General features: G+C 70.1%; 14 protein-coding genes and 1 riboswitch. Of the genes, 8 read left to right on the plus strand and 6 right to left on the minus strand.

Annotation, left to right across the window (positions count from 1 at the left end; all coding sequences use genetic code 11):
- Positions 1-11: 11 nt before the first annotated feature.
- Both K318_RS0109670 and K318_RS20790 read left to right on the plus strand, forming a co-directional pair.
- Complete coding sequence (locus K318_RS0109670; protein ID WP_029089342.1) at positions 12-1,244, plus strand: metal-dependent hydrolase family protein; 1,233 nt, start codon at positions 12-14, stop codon at positions 1,242-1,244.
- An 86-nt stretch (positions 1,245-1,330) separates the two neighbouring features.
- Positions 1,331-2,857, plus strand: coding sequence for an APC family permease (locus K318_RS20790; protein WP_084500015.1), 1,527 nt, complete (start codon positions 1,331-1,333; stop codon positions 2,855-2,857).
- A 7-nt stretch (positions 2,858-2,864) separates the two neighbouring features.
- Here the strand turns inward: K318_RS20790 and K318_RS0109680 are convergent, their stop codons facing one another.
- Entirely contained in the window at positions 2,865-3,440 is a 576-nt protein-coding gene (locus tag K318_RS0109680) for a hypothetical protein (RefSeq protein WP_029089343.1), read from the minus strand.
- Positions 3,438-3,550, minus strand: a riboswitch (SAM riboswitch). (Overlaps the previous gene by 3 nt.)
- Before the next feature lie 417 nt (positions 3,551-3,967).
- Between K318_RS0109680 and K318_RS0109685 the strand changes: the two genes are divergently transcribed.
- Positions 3,968-5,929, plus strand: a complete 1,962-nt coding sequence (locus tag K318_RS0109685; protein ID WP_245579837.1) for an IlvD/Edd family dehydratase — start codon at positions 3,968-3,970, stop codon at positions 5,927-5,929.
- A gap of 110 nt (positions 5,930-6,039) precedes the next feature.
- Positions 6,040-7,446: a GntP family permease gene (locus K318_RS0109690; protein ID WP_029089345.1), complete on the plus strand. Its 1,407-nt coding sequence runs from the start codon at positions 6,040-6,042 to the stop codon at positions 7,444-7,446.
- 24 nt (positions 7,447-7,470) lie between these two features.
- Here the strand turns inward: K318_RS0109690 and K318_RS0109695 are convergent, their stop codons facing one another.
- Complete coding sequence (locus K318_RS0109695) at positions 7,471-8,763, minus strand: ATP-binding protein (RefSeq protein ID WP_245579838.1); 1,293 nt, start codon at positions 8,761-8,763, stop codon at positions 7,471-7,473.
- A gap of 198 nt (positions 8,764-8,961) precedes the next feature.
- Between K318_RS0109695 and K318_RS25235 the strand changes: the two genes are divergently transcribed.
- Genes K318_RS25235 through K318_RS20805 form a run of 4 tightly spaced genes read left to right on the plus strand, consistent with a single transcriptional unit; the run spans position 8,962 to position 12,492 of the window.
- Positions 8,962-9,204: a DUF1059 domain-containing protein gene (locus tag K318_RS25235; RefSeq protein ID WP_035281343.1), complete on the plus strand. Its 243-nt coding sequence runs from the start codon at positions 8,962-8,964 to the stop codon at positions 9,202-9,204.
- 34 nt (positions 9,205-9,238) lie between these two features.
- Positions 9,239-9,553: a 2Fe-2S iron-sulfur cluster-binding protein gene (locus K318_RS0109705; RefSeq protein ID WP_029089347.1), complete on the plus strand. Its 315-nt coding sequence runs from the start codon at positions 9,239-9,241 to the stop codon at positions 9,551-9,553.
- A 48-nt stretch (positions 9,554-9,601) separates the two neighbouring features.
- Positions 9,602-11,140, plus strand: coding sequence for a cytochrome P450 (locus tag K318_RS20800; RefSeq protein WP_051297793.1), 1,539 nt, complete (start codon positions 9,602-9,604; stop codon positions 11,138-11,140).
- Positions 11,137-12,492 carry an NAD(P)/FAD-dependent oxidoreductase gene (locus K318_RS20805; protein ID WP_051297794.1) on the plus strand — a complete coding sequence of 452 codons (1,356 nt, stop codon included), beginning with the start codon at positions 11,137-11,139 and terminating at the stop codon, positions 12,490-12,492. The genes K318_RS20800 and K318_RS20805 overlap by 4 nt, the downstream gene beginning before the upstream one ends.
- 39 nt (positions 12,493-12,531) lie before the next feature.
- Here the strand turns inward: K318_RS20805 and K318_RS20810 are convergent, their stop codons facing one another.
- The 4 genes from K318_RS20810 to K318_RS20820 form a co-directional block, all read right to left on the minus strand.
- Positions 12,532-13,131, minus strand: a complete 600-nt coding sequence (locus tag K318_RS20810) for a TetR/AcrR family transcriptional regulator (RefSeq protein ID WP_051297795.1) — start codon at positions 13,129-13,131, stop codon at positions 12,532-12,534.
- Positions 13,132-13,335: 204 nt separating this feature from the next.
- Entirely contained in the window at positions 13,336-14,517 is a 1,182-nt protein-coding gene (locus K318_RS0109725) for a hypothetical protein (protein WP_029089348.1), read from the minus strand.
- A gap of 245 nt (positions 14,518-14,762) precedes the next feature.
- Positions 14,763-16,013: a M20 metallopeptidase family protein gene (locus K318_RS20815; protein ID WP_035281345.1), complete on the minus strand. Its 1,251-nt coding sequence runs from the start codon at positions 16,011-16,013 to the stop codon at positions 14,763-14,765.
- A 215-nt stretch (positions 16,014-16,228) separates the two neighbouring features.
- Positions 16,229-17,578 (minus strand): class I adenylate-forming enzyme family protein, encoded by a 1,350-nt coding sequence (locus K318_RS20820; protein ID WP_211233317.1) that lies wholly within the window; start codon positions 17,576-17,578, stop codon positions 16,229-16,231.
- Positions 17,579-17,619: the final 41 nt, after the last annotated feature.

A 17,619-nucleotide genomic window follows, 5' to 3' on the forward strand; every position in this document is an offset into this window, starting at 1 on the left:
AGGAGTTCCCCATGGCAGAGAAGCTCATCGTCGCCGGCGCCAAGGTCTTCGACGGCACCGAGTTCATCGGCAAGCGCGATGTCATCGCGGTCGACGGCGTCATCACGGAGATCACCGCGGCCTGGACCCACACGGAGAAGTCCGCCGAGGCCGAGGGCGCGCAGTTCGTCGACGGCACCGGCAGGACCCTCACCCCCGGGCTCATCGACTGCCACGTGCACGTCACGGTCAGCGGTGCGGGCAGGCTCGACGCATTCACGGAGCCCTTCTCGCTCAAGTTCTTCCACGCGGTGGAGAACCTGCGCAGGACCCTGCACGCGGGCGTAACCACCGCACGTGACGCCGGGGGAGCCGATGCCGGGGTCAAGGCCGCCCTCGCCAAGCGCCTCATCGAGGGTCCCAAGCTGCGGGCGGCGATCTCGATCATGAGCCAGACGGGCGGGCACGGCGACGGATGCATGGCCTCGGGCGCGGAGATGCCCATGCTCGCGGGGCATCCCGGCGCACCCAACGGGGTGGCCGACGGCATCGAGGGCGTGACGCGCAAGGCCCGTGAGATCCTGCGCGCCGGTGCCGACCAGATCAAGATCTGCTCCACCGGCGGCGTCCTCTCGCCCACCGATGACCCGCGCCACAGCCAGTTCACGGTCGCCGAGATCGAGGCGATCGTCGCCGAGGCCGAGACGCAGGGCGCCTACGTCATGTCCCACGCCCAGGGCACCCAGGGCATCCGGAACGCGCTGGAGGCCGGCGTCCGCTCGATCGAGCACGGCATCTTCCTCGATCAGGAGACCATCGAGCTCTTCATCGAGAAGGGCGCGTACCTCGTGCCGACGCTGCAGGCGCCCGTCGCCGTCATCAAGGCCGCCGAGGCCGGAGCCGCACTGCCGCCTGCGGTCGTGGAGAAGGCGATCATGGTCGCGGAGACCCACCGTGAGGCGTTCCAGGCCGCCTATGCCGCCGGGGTGAAGATCGCGATGGGCACGGATGCGGGTGTGGGCCCGCACGGCGAGAACCTCGAGGAGCTCGAGCTCATGTTCGCCGCGGGGATGACCGCGCAGGATGCGCTGCGGGCCGCAACGGCGAACGCCGCGGACCTCATCGGCTCGGAGTCCGTGGGCCGGATCGCGGAGGGGAAGGCCGCCGACCTCGTGCTGTTCGACGGCGATCTCGCCGCCACGGGCCTCGGCGCCCTCCGGGGCCAGATCGAGGCCGTCTTCCAGGACGGCGTGCGCAGGCGCTGAGCGGAGCGCGCGTCGGCGTGCGGATGCCTGACCGTACGGTCGGTGCGGACACGCGCGCGGACGGCACCGGTGCGCGGACAGAGCCGATGGCGGCAGTGAGAGCAGAGGGAGACGGTACGATTTCTGAGCGGAACACGCTGAAGGCGGAGGAGGGGAGGCCGGACGCGGCCTCGGGCCGGGCAGCCGGGCCGGGTCTGAGCCGCAGCCTCGGGGTCACGGGCATCGTGCTCATGGTGGTGGCCGCAGCGGCGCCCATCACCGTCGTGGCCGCGAACTTCCCGATCATCCTCCTGGAATCGGGGACCGTGGGCGCGCCGCTCATGATCCTCGCGGCCACGGCCATCCTCCTGCTGTTCTCCGTGGGCTATGCCTGGATGACACCGCATGTGCCGGACGCGGGGGCCTTCTACTCGTACGTGCACCGGGGGCTGGGCCGGCGTGCGGGGCTCGGCACGGCGGCGGTCGCCCTGTTCTCATATGTCCTCCTCACCGTCTCCATGACGTGCTATCTGGGCGTGCAGACGGGCAATCTGCTCACTCTGTGGACAGGCGTGGAGCTGCCGTGGTGGCTCATCTCCGGAGTCATGCTCCTCGTCGTGGGGCTGCTCGGCTACCGGCAGATCGATCTTTCGGCCAAGGTGCTGGGCATCGTCCTCGTGCTCGAGGTCATGGCCGTCGTCGCGATCGACGTGGGCGTGCTCCTCTCCGGCCGTGAGCTCGCGGCCGCTCCCTTCAGCCCCGCCGAGGCGCTCGCCGGCGCTCCGGGCCTCGGCCTGCTGTTCGCGTTCCTGGGCTTCTTCGGGTTCGAGGCGACGGCGGTGTTCCGCGGTGAGGCGCGGGATCCGCTGCACACCGTGCCGCGGGCGACCTACATCGCGGTGATCCTCATCGGTGTGCTCTACACGCTCTCGGCATGGCTCGTGATCTCCGGTCTGGGTGCGGGCGAGGCGGTCGCCGCCTCGGGGGAGAATCCTGACGGCGTGGTCGTGGGGCTGGCCGGGGAGGTCGTCGCCCCCATCATGCGCGATGTCGTCCAGGTGCTCGTCGTGACCAGCATGTTCGCGTGCATGCTCGCCTTCCACAACATCGTCACCCGCTACCTGTTCACGCTGGGCGGGCGCGGAGTGCTGCCGGAGAGCCTGGGGCGTGCGCATCCGGTGCACCGCGCACCCTCGCACGCCTCGCTGTGGGTGAGCGGGGTGACGACGACGGTGGTCGCGGTCTCCGCGCTCGCACAGCTGCATCCCGTCACGCAGATCTACACCTGGTACTCGGGGGCGGGTGCCGTGGGGGTCATCCTCATGATGGCGCTCACGAGTGCGGCGGTGCTGCGGTTCGGGATCGCGGGCCGGGACGCGTCCGGGGTACGCGCCTCGACCGGGGCGGATGCCTCCACCGGGGCGCATGCCTCGACCGGAACCCGGGCCTCGACGGCGGTGCTCGCGGCGACGGGGCTGGGCGGTGCGGGCCTGCTCGGCGTGCTCGCGATCTCCGTGTGGAACCTCCCTCTGCTGGTGGGCGGCGCCGCGGCGGCGGTGGTCTGGGGTGCGGCGCTCGCGGCAGTGTTCCTCGCAGGGCTCGCCCTGCCGGAGCGGCGCACGCACGCAGGCTGAGCCGCGATCAGTCCTCCGCGCTCGCCTCTGCCTCGTGCAGCACCTGGAGCGCGGCCTCACGGGGTGAGACGCCGCCGGCGACGAGGTCCGGCCACGCGCGCCACAGGCCCACATCGAACGGCAGCGTCTGCGGCTGATGCGGGAACACGAGGGCCAGGTTGTGCGGATGGGCGGGGTGCTCGCTGGGGGAGAGGTCCGCGAGCGCCGAGCGGAGGATCTTCAGCGTGAGCGGGGTGAAGCCCGCGCTGCGCGCCTCGCGTGCCGTCTGCGCCCAGGCGAGGACCTGGGGCACCTCGCTCGCGCGCCACTGGTCGTGGGCCCGGCGCAGCGCCTCGGCGCTCACGGGATGCGGGTGCACGTGGAAAAGGGCTCCGGCCCAGCTGTGCGCCTCGTCCGGGGAGAAGCCGTCCCATTCGCGGGCGGCCTCGGCGGAGGGGAAGCGCGCATGCGGAAGGTACTCGCGGTCGGCCGCGTGCGCGGCCTCCTGCGGGGAGCGGGTGCGATCCTCGGCGTCGCAGAGCGGTGTGGTGCGGATGTAGTCGACGGACACGTCGTCCTGCCTCTCCGGGGCGCTGCCCCGCATCGATTCTTGCCCGGGGCGCGTGGCCGCGGGCCTGTTCTGTTGCCTGGGAGCACCCGGTCGCACTCGGGTTGCCGTGCGGCCGGCCAGGCCCTGGACCGCATCTCTGGAACGTGGTGGCGACGTTAGCAGGCCGTACCCGAGGTCGGCCGGGATCGGCACCGGAAAGCGTCAGGAGCCGTCATCCGGCGTCACAGGGCGGTGCCGACGTGCGCGTGCGCGAGGATCTTCTCGGTGCGGTGCGGTGCGGTGCGGTGCGGTGCGGTGCGGTGCGGTGCGGTGCAGGGCAGAACAGGGCAGAGCAGAAGAGGGCGCCGCGCGAGCGTGGACAGTCGCAGCTCGCGCAGTAGCAGAAGAACCAGGGCCCCTAGTTTTTCTGCTACTGCGCGAGGAGGACTGCTGTCATCCCGAGGCCGAGGCCGGAGCCGGTCCCGGAGGAGAATATTCGTCGGTCCAGCGTCGCCGCAGAGACGATCGTGCGACACCGCGCTCTGATAGCGTGCATCCACCGAGGACGAAGGAGTGCTGCAATGCCGGAGCAGATGCCCGAACACGACCACCGTGCAGAGAACGGGGGAGGCGACGTCGCCGCACCGGCAGGTGTCACCGACTACAGCGCGCACAGCACGAGGGGATACGACCCCGAGGGCTTCCCCGGGACCGTGCCGGTCTCTCCCGCCGCGGCACCTCCCGCAGGTGAGCACGTTCCTCTGCGCTGGCGGTCGCAGGAGTGGTTCGACAACCCGAACGAGCCGGACTCCACGATCCTCATCCTCGAGCGCTACCTCAACTACGGGCTCACGCGGGAGGAGCTGCAGTCCGGGAAGCCGATCATCGGGATCGCGCAGTCCGGCAGCGATCTCACCCCGTGCAACCGCCACCACATCGAGCTCGCGAAGCGGGTGCGAGAGGGCATCCGCGACGCCGGCGGCATCTGCTTCGAGTTCCCCGTCCACCCCATCCAGGAGACGGGCCGGCGCCCCACCGCCGCGCTCGACCGCAACCTCCAGTACCTGGGCCTCGTCGAGACCCTGCACGGCTACCCGCTCGACGCCGTGGTGCTCACCACCGGCTGCGACAAGACCACTCCGGCGCAGCTCATGGCGGCGGCGACGGTGAACATCCCCGCGATCGTGCTCTCCGGCGGGCCCATGCTCAACGGCTGGTACCGCGGCGAGCGGGTGGGCACGGGCACCATCGCGTGGAAGGCGCGCGACGACTTCGCCGCCGGCCGCATCGACCGGGACGAGTACTGGGCGATCGTCAAGCAGTCCTCGCCCTCGATCGGCCACTGCAACACGATGGGCACGGCCTCGACCATGAACGCCGTCGCCGAGGCGCTCGGCATGAGCCTGCCCGGCTGCTCCGCCATCCCGGCCGCCTACCAGGAGCGGCCCTCCATCGCCTATCAGACGGGCCGGCAGATCGTGGAGATGGCGTACGCGGACCGCAAGCCCTCGGACATCATGACCCGCGAGGCGTTCCTCAATGCGATCCGCGTGTGCTCGGCGATCGGCGGCTCCTCGAACGCGCCCTGGCACCTCACGGCCATCGCGAAGCACATGGGCGTGGACGTGGGGCTGGACGAATGGCAGGAGCACGGCCACGACGTGCCCCTGCTGCTCGACATGCAGCCGGCCGGCCGGTTCCTGGGCGAGGAGTTCTTCCGCGCCGGAGGCGTGCCCGCCGTCGTCCGCGAGCTCATGGACGCGGGTCTCATCGAGGAGGACGCGCTCACCGTCAACGGCCGCACCCTCGGCGAGAACTGCCGGGATGCGCGCACCACCGACCGGGAGGTCATCCGGCCCATCGGCGAGCCCCTCGTGGAGCAGGCGGGCTTCCGCGTCATGACGGGCTCCCTGTTCGACAACGCGGTGCTCAAGACCTCCGTGATCGGCGAGGAGTTCCGGGCGCGCTACCTCTCGGATCCGGACGATCCCGAGGCGTTCGAGGGCCGCGCAGTCGTCTTCGACGGGCCGGAGGACTACCACCGTCGCATCGACGATCCCGAGCTCGGGATCGACGAGCGCTCCATCCTCGTCATGCGGGGCACCGGTCCGCTGGGCTATCCGGGCGCGGCCGAGGTCGTGAACATGCATCCGCCGGCGAGGCTCATCCGCGAGGGCATCACGAGCCTGCCCTGCCTGGGGGACGGCCGCCAGTCCGGCACCTCGGCCTCGCCCTCCATCCTCAACTGCTCGCCCGAGGCCGCGGCACCGGACGCACCGCTCGCTCTCCTGCGCACCGGCGACCGCCTGCGGGTGGACGTGGGGAAGGGGCGGGTGGATCTCCTCGTGGAGCTCGCGGAGCTGGAGAGCCGACGCACTGCGCTCGAGGCTGCCGGCGGCTATCGCATCCCACCCAGCCAGACGCCGTGGCAGGAGATCAGCCGCGCGCTCACGCTGCAGCTGGGCGACGGCATGGTGCTGGGTCCGGCGGTGAAGCACCAGCGGGTGGCGCAGACGCAGCCCGTTCCGCGCCTCAACCACTGAGCCTCAGCTGCTGGAGCTCGATCTGCTGAGCCTCGACGACTCAGGGCGGGCCCACCTCCGTTCCATCCACCCCGTGCTGCGGCGCGCAGCGCGGACGAGAAAGGACGACGATGTCCGAAGAGACCACCTTCCTCTGGGAGCTGTCCACGAGCTCCCTGCTCCTTCTGGCCGCCGGTGCGATCGCGCTGCTGCTGTTCCTCATCATGGCGCTGCGGCTGCATGCGTTCATCGCGCTCGTGGTGGTGAGCCTGCTGACCTCGGTGGCATCGGGCATTGCGCCGCCGGATGTGGTGCCCACAATGCTCGACGGCTTCGGCGGGACGCTCGCGAGCGTGGCGCTGCTCGTGGGGCTGGGCGCGATGCTGGGGCGCATGCTCGAGGCCAGCGGCGGCGCGGAGCGGATGACGCAGAAGCTCCTGGGCGTGTTCGGGGAGAGGCGCGCGCCTCTGGCGGTGTCGATCGCGAGCCTGCTCATGGGGTTCCCCATCTTCTTCGACGCGGGCCTCGTGCTCATGCTGCCGATCATCTACGCGGTTGCACGGCGCCTGGAGATGTCCTTCCTGGCCATCGCGTACCCCGCGGCCATCGCGTTCAGCGCTATGCACGCCTTCGTGCCTCCGCACCCGGGGCCGGTCACGGCGGTGGACCTCTACGGTGCGGATCAGGGGCTCATGGTGATCCTCGGTCTGCTGTTCGTGCTGCCCACCTGGTACCTCTGCGGCTACCTCCTGGGCACGCCGATGGCCCGCCGCTTCGATCTGCCGGTGCCGGAGATCTTCGACTCCCCGCAGGACGAGAAGACCGCCGCGCGGTTCCGGTCCGAGCCGAGCACATGGATCGTGGTGCTGCTGCTCCTCCTGCCGCTCGTGCTCATCGGCATGAACACCGTGCTGAGCACGCTCGTGACCGCGGGAACGGTGGACGAGGAGAACGGAGCGGTGCAGGTGCTCTCGCTCATCGGCGAGACGCCCGTGGCGCTGCTCATCACCGTGCTCCTGGGCTTCGTCGTCCTGGGCGTGGCCCGCGGGAAGCCCGGCAGGCTCACGGAGGCGATCGCGGACTCCGCGCTCGGTCCGGTCTGCTCGGTCATCCTCATCACGGGAGCGGGCGGGATGTTCGGCGGGGTGCTCAGGGCCTCGGGCATCGGCGATGCGATCGCGGACTCCATGGCCGGGCTGGGCATGCCGCTCATCGTGGCGGTGTTCCTCGTGGCGCTGCTGGTGCGCATCGCGCAGGGGTCCGCGACGGTCGCGCTCACGACCTCGGCCGCGCTCATGCAGCCGGCCGTCCACGCCGGCGGCTTCAACTCGGTGCAGCTCGTGGCGCTCGTGGGTGCCACCGCAGCGGGGTCGATCGCCGCGAGCCATGTGAACGACTCCGGGTTCTGGCTGGTGAGCCGGTTCTTCGGCATGTCGACCTCGCAGACGCTGCGCACGTGGACCATCGGCAGCACCGGGGTGGGGCTGGTGGGCTTCGTCATCGCGCTCGTGATGTACGCGGCGGCGTCGGTGGGATGAGCGCCGGGCGGCCGCGCTCCGAGCTCATTCCAGGTCCGGCCACTCGCTCGTGAGGGCGGCCTCGACCGCGCGATGGCTGAAGCTGTACGGCTTCCCGCGGCGGACGATGCCTCGCACCGTGTCCAGGCGGCGGGAGGTGGGGCCCGCATCGGAGGTCTTCGCGTATCCCATCGCCTCGGAGATGCGAGTGAGGGTGCGGTCCTCCGGGGAGAGCCCGGCCATGGCCTCGACGAACTGCCGCTCACGCTGGGGCAGACGGGCGAGGATCCGCTCCACATGAGCCTCGGCCTCGGCGCTTGCGCTCTGCCAGCCTGCTCTCACCTGCGCGGTGGTGATGACGTCGCCGCTGCCGGCGTACCACGCTCGCTCGCCCGCGAGCTGGAAGAGGAACGGCTCTCCGCGGCAGAGATCGACGATCGCCTGCTGCGCTTCCGGCTCCATGAAGACGCGCTCGCTGCGGCCTTCGCTCCCTGGGGTCTCCCATCCTTCGACGACGAAGGGCTGCAGGGCCGCCAGGAGATCGCTGTCCTCGAGGGGCGCGAGCATGGTCGTCTGGAAGCGGCGGACGAATGTGGCTCCCGTGCGGGCGCCGGCCATGTCCGCGAACTCGGGGAGGCCTGTGAGATAGACGGCGAGGGGCAGCGCGCACTGGAACTGCACGCCTCCCGGCACGGTGATCTGCTCCTCGTGGGTCAGCGCGTCTCCCAGGGCGATGAGCAGCTGCGACAGGGCATCCTCGGAGCTGATGTTCTGGACCTCGTCGATGTGGATCAGCGCCACGACGTCACCCTGGCGGAGGGCCGCCCGGCCGATCTCGATGAGCAGCTCTGTCAGCACGGTGTACGGCTCCGGACCGGAGGCCTGGCGCAGCGAGAGCGAGAAGCCTGACGCCGCGACGCTTTCGACGCGGTTCAGCAGGGCGCCGATCTGCTTTTCCTTCATGGCGGACAGCCCCGCCTGGTCTGCCAGCCGCAGGAGTGCTTCGGCCACCTTCTTCAGGGGATCTGCACCGGAGGGGATGCGCAGCTGAGGGGTGACCCAATCGCCCTCGTTCTGAGCAGAGGCGGCAATGCGGCGCACCAGCGAGGACTTTCCGAGCCCCGCCTCGCCGAGGATGGTGCGGCCCCGTTCGTGAAGCCCGGCGAGTCTGCGGGGCCGCACGACGTCGCGCCAGTCGCTGAGCTGTTCCGTGCGGCCGGCCCAGATCTGAGGCACTGTGTCCGAGCCCGGGCTGAAGGGTGAGTCGAGCGGAGTGCGCATGTTGATAAATTTATCAGCGAAGAGATCCGTTGATAAATTTATCAGCGAGTATCTCATCGATTCGCTCGGCAACTGGGTGCTGCCGGCTGTGCCGTGCCTGGGTCGGTCCGTGAGGGGGCTCACATTCCGCCCGTATGCGTGGTACGTTTGTGTACCAACCTGCCGGTACGCTCGCGTACCGCAGGGGTGAGCGCACTGCAGCGCTCGTGCAGGACCGCCGCCCCTGACACCGACCCAGACCGGGAGTGAACGCCGATGATGACGCTGAACTGCCCCTGCGGCCATGCGGTCTCCGCGCACGACGAGGACGAACTCGTGGAGATGAGCCGCGCGCACCTGCGGGAGGCGCACCCGGAGCGCAGCTACACCCGCGAGCAGATCCTCTTCTTCGCGGACCTGTGCGCGGACCGGGAGTACGCCCTTGTCGGCGCTGACCGGCACCTCCCGCCCAGCACACTGCGGCCGCGGGTGTCCGCAGCCAAAGCCCGGAGAAATTGACCAGTGAAGCCAGCCAGAGAGACCGGAGACGACGATGACGACGATCACCTTCCAGATCCACGACGGCTCGGAGCAGCCGATCGAAGCTGAGACCGGCATCCCGCTGATGGAGGCCGCGGTGGAGAACGATGTTCCCGGCATCGACGGCGACTGCGGAGGCATGGCCGCCTGCGCCACCTGCCATGTCTACGTCGACGAGGCCTGGTGCCAGAAGCTGGGAGAGCGCACCCCTGCCGAGCGCGCCATGCTCGAGAACTCCTTCGATGTGCAGGAGAACAGCAGGCTTGCGTGCCAGATCCCCGTCACGGAGGAGCTCGACGGCCTCCGCGTGGAAGTGGCACCCAGCTGACAGCAGATCCCCCGCATCCCCGGCAGCGAACACAATGAGGTGACGACAATGCCCGCAAGTGATCCCACAGCAACAGCCCTCACCAGTGCAGATACTCTGCCTTCTGAGACCACTGAGACCACTGAGACCACTGAGACCACTGAGACCACTGAGACCCGAGCGGCGCGCAGAGCCGCGGAGGCTCTCGCACAGGTCGAGGTCGCGCGCGGCAGCAGGACTGCGGCCTCGGCGGAACGGCTCGAGGACATCCGCACGCGCCCCCTGGAACAGCTGGACCCCGGCTCCCCGAGCGCCTTTCGGGACGAGAGCGTCTTCGCCAAGTTCGAGCGGCTCCGCCGGGAGGACCCCGTCCACTTCACTCCGGCCGAGCACACCCGGATGGGCGCCTACTGGTCGCTCACCACCTGGGAGCACATCATGGCCGCGGACACGGACCCGGAGACATTCTCCGCGGATGCCGGGATCGCGATGCGGCCCGAGCCCGGCGAGGGCGATGCGAGTCTCGCGGACGCCTATGAGGATCCCGCCGAACGCGCGGCCTCCAGCCAGGACGGCCCGACCAGCCAGACTGCGCAGACCAACCACGACGCGCAGCCCTTCCAGATCCAGTCCCTGCTCTCGATGGACCCGCCCGAGCACGATCTGCACCGCCAGATCGTCGCTCCCGGCGTGGCGCCCACGCGGCTGACCGACCTGGAGCCCCTCATCCGGGAGCGCGCGCAGAAGATTCTCGATGGCCTGCCCATCGGCGAGGAGTTCGACTGGGTGGACCTCGTCTCGAAGGAGCTCACGGCGATGACGCTCGCCACCCTGCTGAACTTCCCGCAGGAGCACCGCCGCAGGCTCACCGACTGGTCCGATGCCGTCACCGCGATCGCGGGGCCGGGCCAGGCCATCGAGACGCCCGAGGAGCGCGTGGCCGCGATGGGCGAGTTCTTCGCGACGCTCATGGGCGTCCTGGAGAGCCGGCGGGCCGAGGAGCCCGGGCTGGACTTCGCCTCGCTCCTGGCTCACAGCCCGCACACGGGCGAGTTCACGAAGGCGCAGCTGTTCGGGGACCTCGTGGTCCTGCTGGTGGGCGGCAACGACACCACCCGCAACACCATCACTGGCTCCCTCTACGCACTCAGCCGCTGGCCGGAGCAGTTCGCGAAACTGCGCAGCGGGGAGGCGAAGATCCCGTCCATGGTCTCCGAGACGATCCGCTGGCAGACCCCGCTCACGCACATGATGCGGGTGGCGACGAAGGACACGGAGCTGGGCGGGAAGACCATCCGCAAGGGTGACCGGGTCGCGCTCTGGTACATCTCCGGCAACCGCGACACAGCGGTGATCGAGGACCCCGACGAGTTCATCATCGACAGGAAGAACCCCCGGCGGCACATCTCCTTCGGCTTCGGCATCCACCGCTGCCTCGGTAACCGGCTGGCGGAGCTCCAGCTGCGCATCATCTGGGAGGAGATCCTCGTGCGCTTCCCGGAGATCCACGTCGTGGAGGAGCCGGTGCGCACCTTCGACAACTTCGTGCGCGGCTACGAGTCCATGCGGGTGCTCATCCCGCGACGGAATGCTGCGGAGGCGCGATGAGCGCCCCCTCCTCGGTGGTGGTGATAGGCGGCGGTCAGGCCGGTCAGCAGACGGTCGCCTCACTGCGCAAGCAGGGCTACGAGGGCAGCCTCACGCTGGTCTGCGCGGAGGCGCACCTGCCCTACCAGCGGCCGCCGCTGTCCAAGGCCTACCTCACAGGGGAGCTGCCGGCGCGCAGACTCACGCTGCGGACGGAGGACTGGTACGCGAATCAGGACATCGAGGTGGTGCACGAGGCGGCGGTGGGCATCGACCGCGAGGCCGCTGCCGTGGTGCTCGCCGGCGGGAGGCGGCTGGGCTACGACCACCTCGTGCTCGCAACGGGGGCGGAGAACCGCCGGCTGACAGTGCCCGGGGCGGAGCTGAGCACCGTTATGGACCTGCGCACCAAGGACGATGCGGACGCGCTGGCGGCAGTCCTGACCACGGCCGAGGACGTGGTGATCGTGGGCGCCGGGTTCATCGGGCTCGAGGTCGCGGCGTCGGCCCGGAAACAGGGGGCGAATGTGCGCGTCCTCGAGATCGCGGACAGAGTGATGGAACGCGTGCTGTCACCCGAGGCCTCGGCCTACTTCGCTCGGGCACACGCCGAGGCCGGCATCGAGGTGCGCCTCGGCACAGGGATCGCCGCCGTCGAAGGCGGCATAGGCCGTGAAGACTGCGGTGAGGGTGATTGCCGTGCAACCGGAGGAAGCGGCAGCGGCGGCAGCGCAGGCGGCACGAACCGCGACCGCGGAGGCAGCGCCGACCGCGATGGCCGCGTCACCGGTGTGGTGACGAGCACTGGCGAGCATCTGCCGGCGGACCTCGTGCTCAGCGGCATCGGCGCCGTGCCGCGGACGCAGCTGGCCGAGGAGGCGGGGCTGGAGGTGGATCGCGGCATCGTGGTCGATGCGGCGCTGCGCACCAGTGATCCCGCGATCTCCGCCATCGGCGATGTCGCGGTGTTCCCTGACGGCAGCGGCCGCCGGGTGCGGCTGGAATCGGTGCAGAACGCGAGTGATCAGGCGCGCTTCCTCGCGCAGTCCCTGCTGGATGGGTCCGAGGTACCGGGCACCTATGCGGCGGTGCCCTGGTTCTGGTCCGATCAGGGATCCCACACGCTGCAGATCGCGGGGCTGCGCGATGACTGTGAGGAGACGGTGCTGCTGCCCGTGGACGGTCCCGAGGAGTTCATCGCCGCGCACTTCGCCCGAGGCCGACTGCGCTGTGTCGAGACCGTGAACCGGGCGGGGGAGCACATGGCCGCGCGCCGGGCGCTCGCCACCGATGTCGTTCCGAGCGCCGAGGAGGCCCGCGCGCCGGGCTTCGATCTGAGCCGGTGGGTCAGAGAGTCCGTGCAGCGGGCCTGAGCGGGGCGCATCCGGTGCGGTCTGCCTCGGGCGCGGTGGTCAGACGTCCGTCGGCCTGAGCGCGGTCGTCATGAAGCCACGGGCGGAGGCGACGACCTCCTCCATCGGGACGCCCTGCTCCACCGCATACCGGTAGAGCTCCCTGATCCCGCCCATGAGGATGATGGCCTCGTGGCGGTGCACGGGCCGGACGCCGCCCGCGATCATGCCCGGGTTCTCGGAGATCGAGATCAGCAGCTGCACGTACTCCTCGAGGACGGCCTTCTGCAGCCGAGCGCCGGCCGGCCCGCTGCTGCGCGGGAGCCGGATCTCCAGGGCTGCGCTCGCCGCCGTGCCCCAGGCCGTGAGCGCCTGGTCGATCTGCTCCGTCCAGGCGGCGTGCGGGTCGATGGCCGATGCGACAGCCGTGAGCACGCGCGTGTTCTCGCGCCGGACGAGCTGGAGCAGGCAGTCCTCGAGGTTCTCGAACACGGCGTAGAACGTGCGTCTCGACGCGCGTGCCTCGCGGACGACCGCGGCGACGGTGGCGCTCTGGGGGCCGTGCGTGCGGATCACCTCGGCGAGGCTGTCGAGGAACCTCTGGTGGTCGTCGCCGGTGCGGGAGCGATCATCGGAGGCGGGGGCCGGTTGTGCTGACACGCGTCCATCCTATGTGGGCAGGTGCGGGGCGGCACCGGGTCAGTGAAGCCGAGGCAGTGACGCCGGAGCATTGGCGCCGAGGGGACGGCACCGGGGGCAGCCGGACGTGCCCGAGGCCGCACCCGGCTGGGTGCGGCCTCGGGCAGCTGCCTGTTCCGGCCTCGGCGGCGGTGTGCGCCCTGTCCGGTGAGCGGCGGGTGAGCGTCAGAGGAAGCTGACGAGGACGCTCGCGATCGCGACGGAGCCGGCGCTCACTGAGGTGAAGCCGCCCACGAGCATGGCCGGCAGCATCGCCTCGGTGAGCTTGTTGCGCTCCTCGGTGTCGCGACCCACGGAGCGGGCGACCTCGTTGGTGAGGAGGTAGTCCGCGGGGAAGCCGTACATGGCGGTGAGCGCGACGGACATGCCGAGGGTGGGCTTCCAGCGCACCAGCTTGGTGGCGATGAAGCCGCCGATCATGATGCCGGCGGCACCCACGATGAGGATCGTGACCATGGGCAGGAGGGCGGCGAGGACATCGGCCATGGAGGCCGTGAGCAGCGGCGCCATGACGATCGCGACCACGCCGGCCATCGCGATGCCGAAGCTCGAGGACTTCTCCATCGCGCGCTCGGGGGTGAGGCCGATCGCGGTGGAGATGATGCCGAGGATCAGGCCGAGGATGGAGGCCGGGATGTGGGTGGGGATGGCCAGGAGAGTCGCGACGGAACCGCCCACGAGGATCATGAAGAGGACGAACAGCTCGTTGTTCGCGAGCATGTCCGGCAGGGTGATGAGCTTCTTCTTGGCGCCGCCCTCCTTGGCGAGGGCCTCGCGCTTCTCGGCCTCGGCGGCGAGGCGGTCCAGCTCGCCGCTGTCGCGCAGGCTGATCGCGAACTTCCGGAGCAGGAAGTTGGTCAGCGGCATCGCGGGCAGCGACTGCATCATGAGCACGAGGGAGGGCAGGACGATGATCGCAGAGGAGACGCCTGCGGCCGTGATGCCCTCTGTGGTGAGGCCCGTGGCGACGATGCCGCCGGCGAGCGGGCCCGCACCCGCGACGAAGTGCTCGAAGCTGAAGAGCGGGGTGACGACCGCTGCGAGCAGGAGCACCGCGACGAGCATGCCGGCGATCGCGATGACGACGGAGCGCCACTGCTGGATCATGGTGGGCAGCGGGATGAGCGAGCCCATGTGGAAGAGCAGCGGCACGACGAGGATCGCGTAGATCTGGGCGAGCAGCGACTGGTCGATGGTGTCCGCGGGGATGAGTCCCAGCTGGGCGAAGGCGAATGCGGCCAGCATTGCGACGAGGAGGCCGGGGATGCGGGCCTTCGACCAGATCGAGACGAGCTCGCCCAGGGCGATGAACGCCAGGACGATGGCTGCGGCGAAGATGGGTTCCATTGGAGAGCCTTTCTGCTGTCTCCGTGCGGCGTCCTCCCGTGAGGACGCCGGTTCAGGTGTGCGCGGAGGCGCGTGCGCCGTGCACCGGGCGGCTGCCCGGCGCACGGCGGCTGCGGCCTCGGTGAGGTACCGGGCCGGCGGGCTGGGGCTGTGAGGCCCGTGCCGCCGGCGGGGCTGACCTCGGCGAGGCGTGACCGGTGGAAGACCGGTCCGCTGAACCTGCGATCAAGTGTGAGGCAGGACACTCAGTCCTGTGAAGCCGACGCGCGGGTGTTGTGCGCGAATGCGAGGGCCGCGAGCGAGGCGGCCTGGTCCGCGAGGACGGCGTCGTCGAACTGCACGAGGGGGGAGTGGTTGACGGCGGCGGTCTCCGGGTCGATCTCCGGAAGGGTGGCCTGGAGGAAGTAGAAGGCGCCGGGGACCTCGTTGAGGACGAAGGAGAAGTCCTCCGAGCCCATGAGGGGATCCGGGGCATCGACCACGCGGTCCTCGCCGAACACCTGGGCGAGGGTGTCGAGGGCGAATCCGGCCTGCTCGTGGTCGTTGATGGTGGGCGGGTAGAGGACCTCCCAGGAGAACTCCGCGGTGCAGCCGTGGGCGGCGGCGATGGAGTGTGCGAGCTCCTCGGCGTGCTGCGGGAAGGCGGCGGTGGTCTCCGCGGAGAGCGTGCGTACGGACCCGCCCATGGAGGCGCTGGGCGGGATGACGTTGACGGCCTCGCCGGCGCTGAGGTTGGTGATGGCGGCGACGACGGGGTCGAAGACGCTGAAGCGGCGGGTGACCATGACCTGAAGGGCCTGGCAGAACTCGACGAGCGGCGGGACCGGGTCGAGGGCCTTCTGGGGCTGGGAGCCATGGCCGCCCTGGCCGTGGAAGGTGACGCGGAGGATGTTGGAGCCGGCCATGAGGGGGCCGCGGCGGGTGTTGAACACGCCCTGCTCGCCCGGCATGACGTGGACGCCGAAGGCGGCGTCCGCGCGGGTGCCGGCGGCGTCGAGCACGCCCTCGTCGATCATGGGCTTGGCGCCGCCGGGGCCCTCCTCGCCGGGCTGGAACATGAAGACGACGTTGCCGGGCAGCTCGTCCCGGTGCGCGGAGAGCAGGCGGGCGGCACCCACGAGGCCGGTCGTGTGGAGGTCATGGCCGCAGGCGTGCATGTTGCCGTTGTCCGAGGCGAAGTCCAGGCCGGTCTGCTCGCGGACGGGCAGGCCGTCCATGTCGCCGCGGAGCAGGACGGTGGGGCCGGGCTTCCCGCCGCGCAGCACTGCCGTGATGGAGGTGAGGCTGGTGCCGGTGGTGATCTCCAGCGGCAGGCCGTCGAGTGCGGCGAGGACGCGCGCCTGCGTCTGCGGGAGGTCGTTGCCGAGCTCCGGGATCCGGTGGAGGTCGCGGCGCAGTGCGATGAGGTCGTCCGCGAGGGCGCGGGCCTCGGCGGGGAAATCCGGGCCAGCCGTGGATGTGGCTGCCGATGCAACGGTGGTGGGTGCGGCGGTCATGAGGGGCTCCTGATGGGCCTGTTGATTCGTGAGGCACGAGGGCAGGTTCGTATGCACACACGGCCATCTGTGCTGGGGGTCATAATGCCACTGTCTCATTACGCGGTTGTTACGCCCGACGGATGGTGAGACGAGGCGGTTTTCGGCTTGCTCGGCTGGGGTGGGACGGGCCGAAGAGCGCTCTTCTGTGCAGATCAGGGCACGCTGCCTCACCCTCACTGCCGCAGCGCATGCCGACGGATCTTGCCCACGCTTGTCCGGGGGAGCGTCTCCAGCCATGTCCACCGGCGCGGCCGAGCTGCCTTGGGCAGGCGCTCCGCGGCGTACCGCGTGAGTTCCTCCTCCGAGGGAGGGCGCGCGGGATCCTGCGCCACCACATGGGCGACTGGCACCGCATCACGGATGGGATCGGCCTCCGAGACGACTGCCACCTCGAGCACCCCCGGTGCCTCCGCCAGCACCGCTTCCACCTCAGCGAGGCTGACGTTCTCCCCGGCGACCTTGATGATGTCGTCGGATCTGCCGGCGAAGCGCAGCACCCCTGAAGCATCGCTCGTCACCAGATCTCCGGTGGTGAAGAGGACCTCCGGAAGGTCATCTCCCTCCTCCTGCTCTGCATCGCTCGCGAATGCACGCCGTGTGACCTCCGGTGCGTCAAGGTATTCGCGGAACAGCTCAACGCCGCGGCGCCCGTATACCTGCAGAAGGCCAGGACGATCTTCAGTGCTGCGGGTGGCAGCCGCCGGGGCTTCTGAAGACTCATGGCCGGCTTCGGCGCCAGCAGCTTCTGTCTCGGCGAGCAGATCGATCCGGATGCGCCGTCCGGGGACGACGGGGCCGATGGAGTCAGGCGCCTCCCCGCCCTGCGGCTGGCACGTGACGACGGCCGTGGTCTCCGTCATTCCGTAGAGCTGCCGGGGGCGGACGCCGCAGAGGCGCGCAAATGCTTCATAGTGGGCATGCGAGAGGTTCTGGGCGAACCACACATGTGTGAGGGCGAGCCGGAGCTCCTCCGCGGCCGCGATGCGATCCGCCTGCTTGGACAGGATCATGCGGATGGGTGCGGCGAAGAGGCTGGCGTGCGTGGCACGGAGTTCGGATGCGTCGTCCACCCAGCGGCTGGCGCTGAATGAGGAGGTCAGCGCCACCGAGGCGCCTGTCGCGATCGCACTGGCGAAGCAGTAGAACTGTGCGTTCTCGTGGAACAGCGGAAGCGTCACCAGCCACCTGTGATGCGCGCGGAGGTCGTCGGCGGTCTGCTCGAGGAGGATGACGGGGACGCTCAGGCCGGCTGCCGCGTCTGCGTGCTCGGCGGCGATGAAGGTGACGGCCGGAGAGGTTCTCTCCGCCTGGTGCTGGAGTTCACGGGCGCCGGAGGAAGGGTCGGCGGGCACGATCCATGTGCCTATGCGCGAGGCCGCGAGCCAGAGCAGGACGAAGGCGGGGCAGTTGCCCACGCAGAGGTGCACGGGACGTTCACTGTCCGCGCCCAGTTCCTGCAGCCGTGCGGCGGCAGCCGTGCGGCGGCGGCCGTCACCAGCCGGTCGAACTCCGCGTAGGTCCATCCCGCATCGGTGCGCTGACGGTCTCGGAAGAGCAGGAAGGT

Source organism: Brevibacterium album DSM 18261, assembly GCF_000426445.1.
GTDB classification, from domain to species: domain Bacteria; phylum Actinomycetota; class Actinomycetes; order Actinomycetales; family Brevibacteriaceae; genus Brevibacterium; species Brevibacterium album.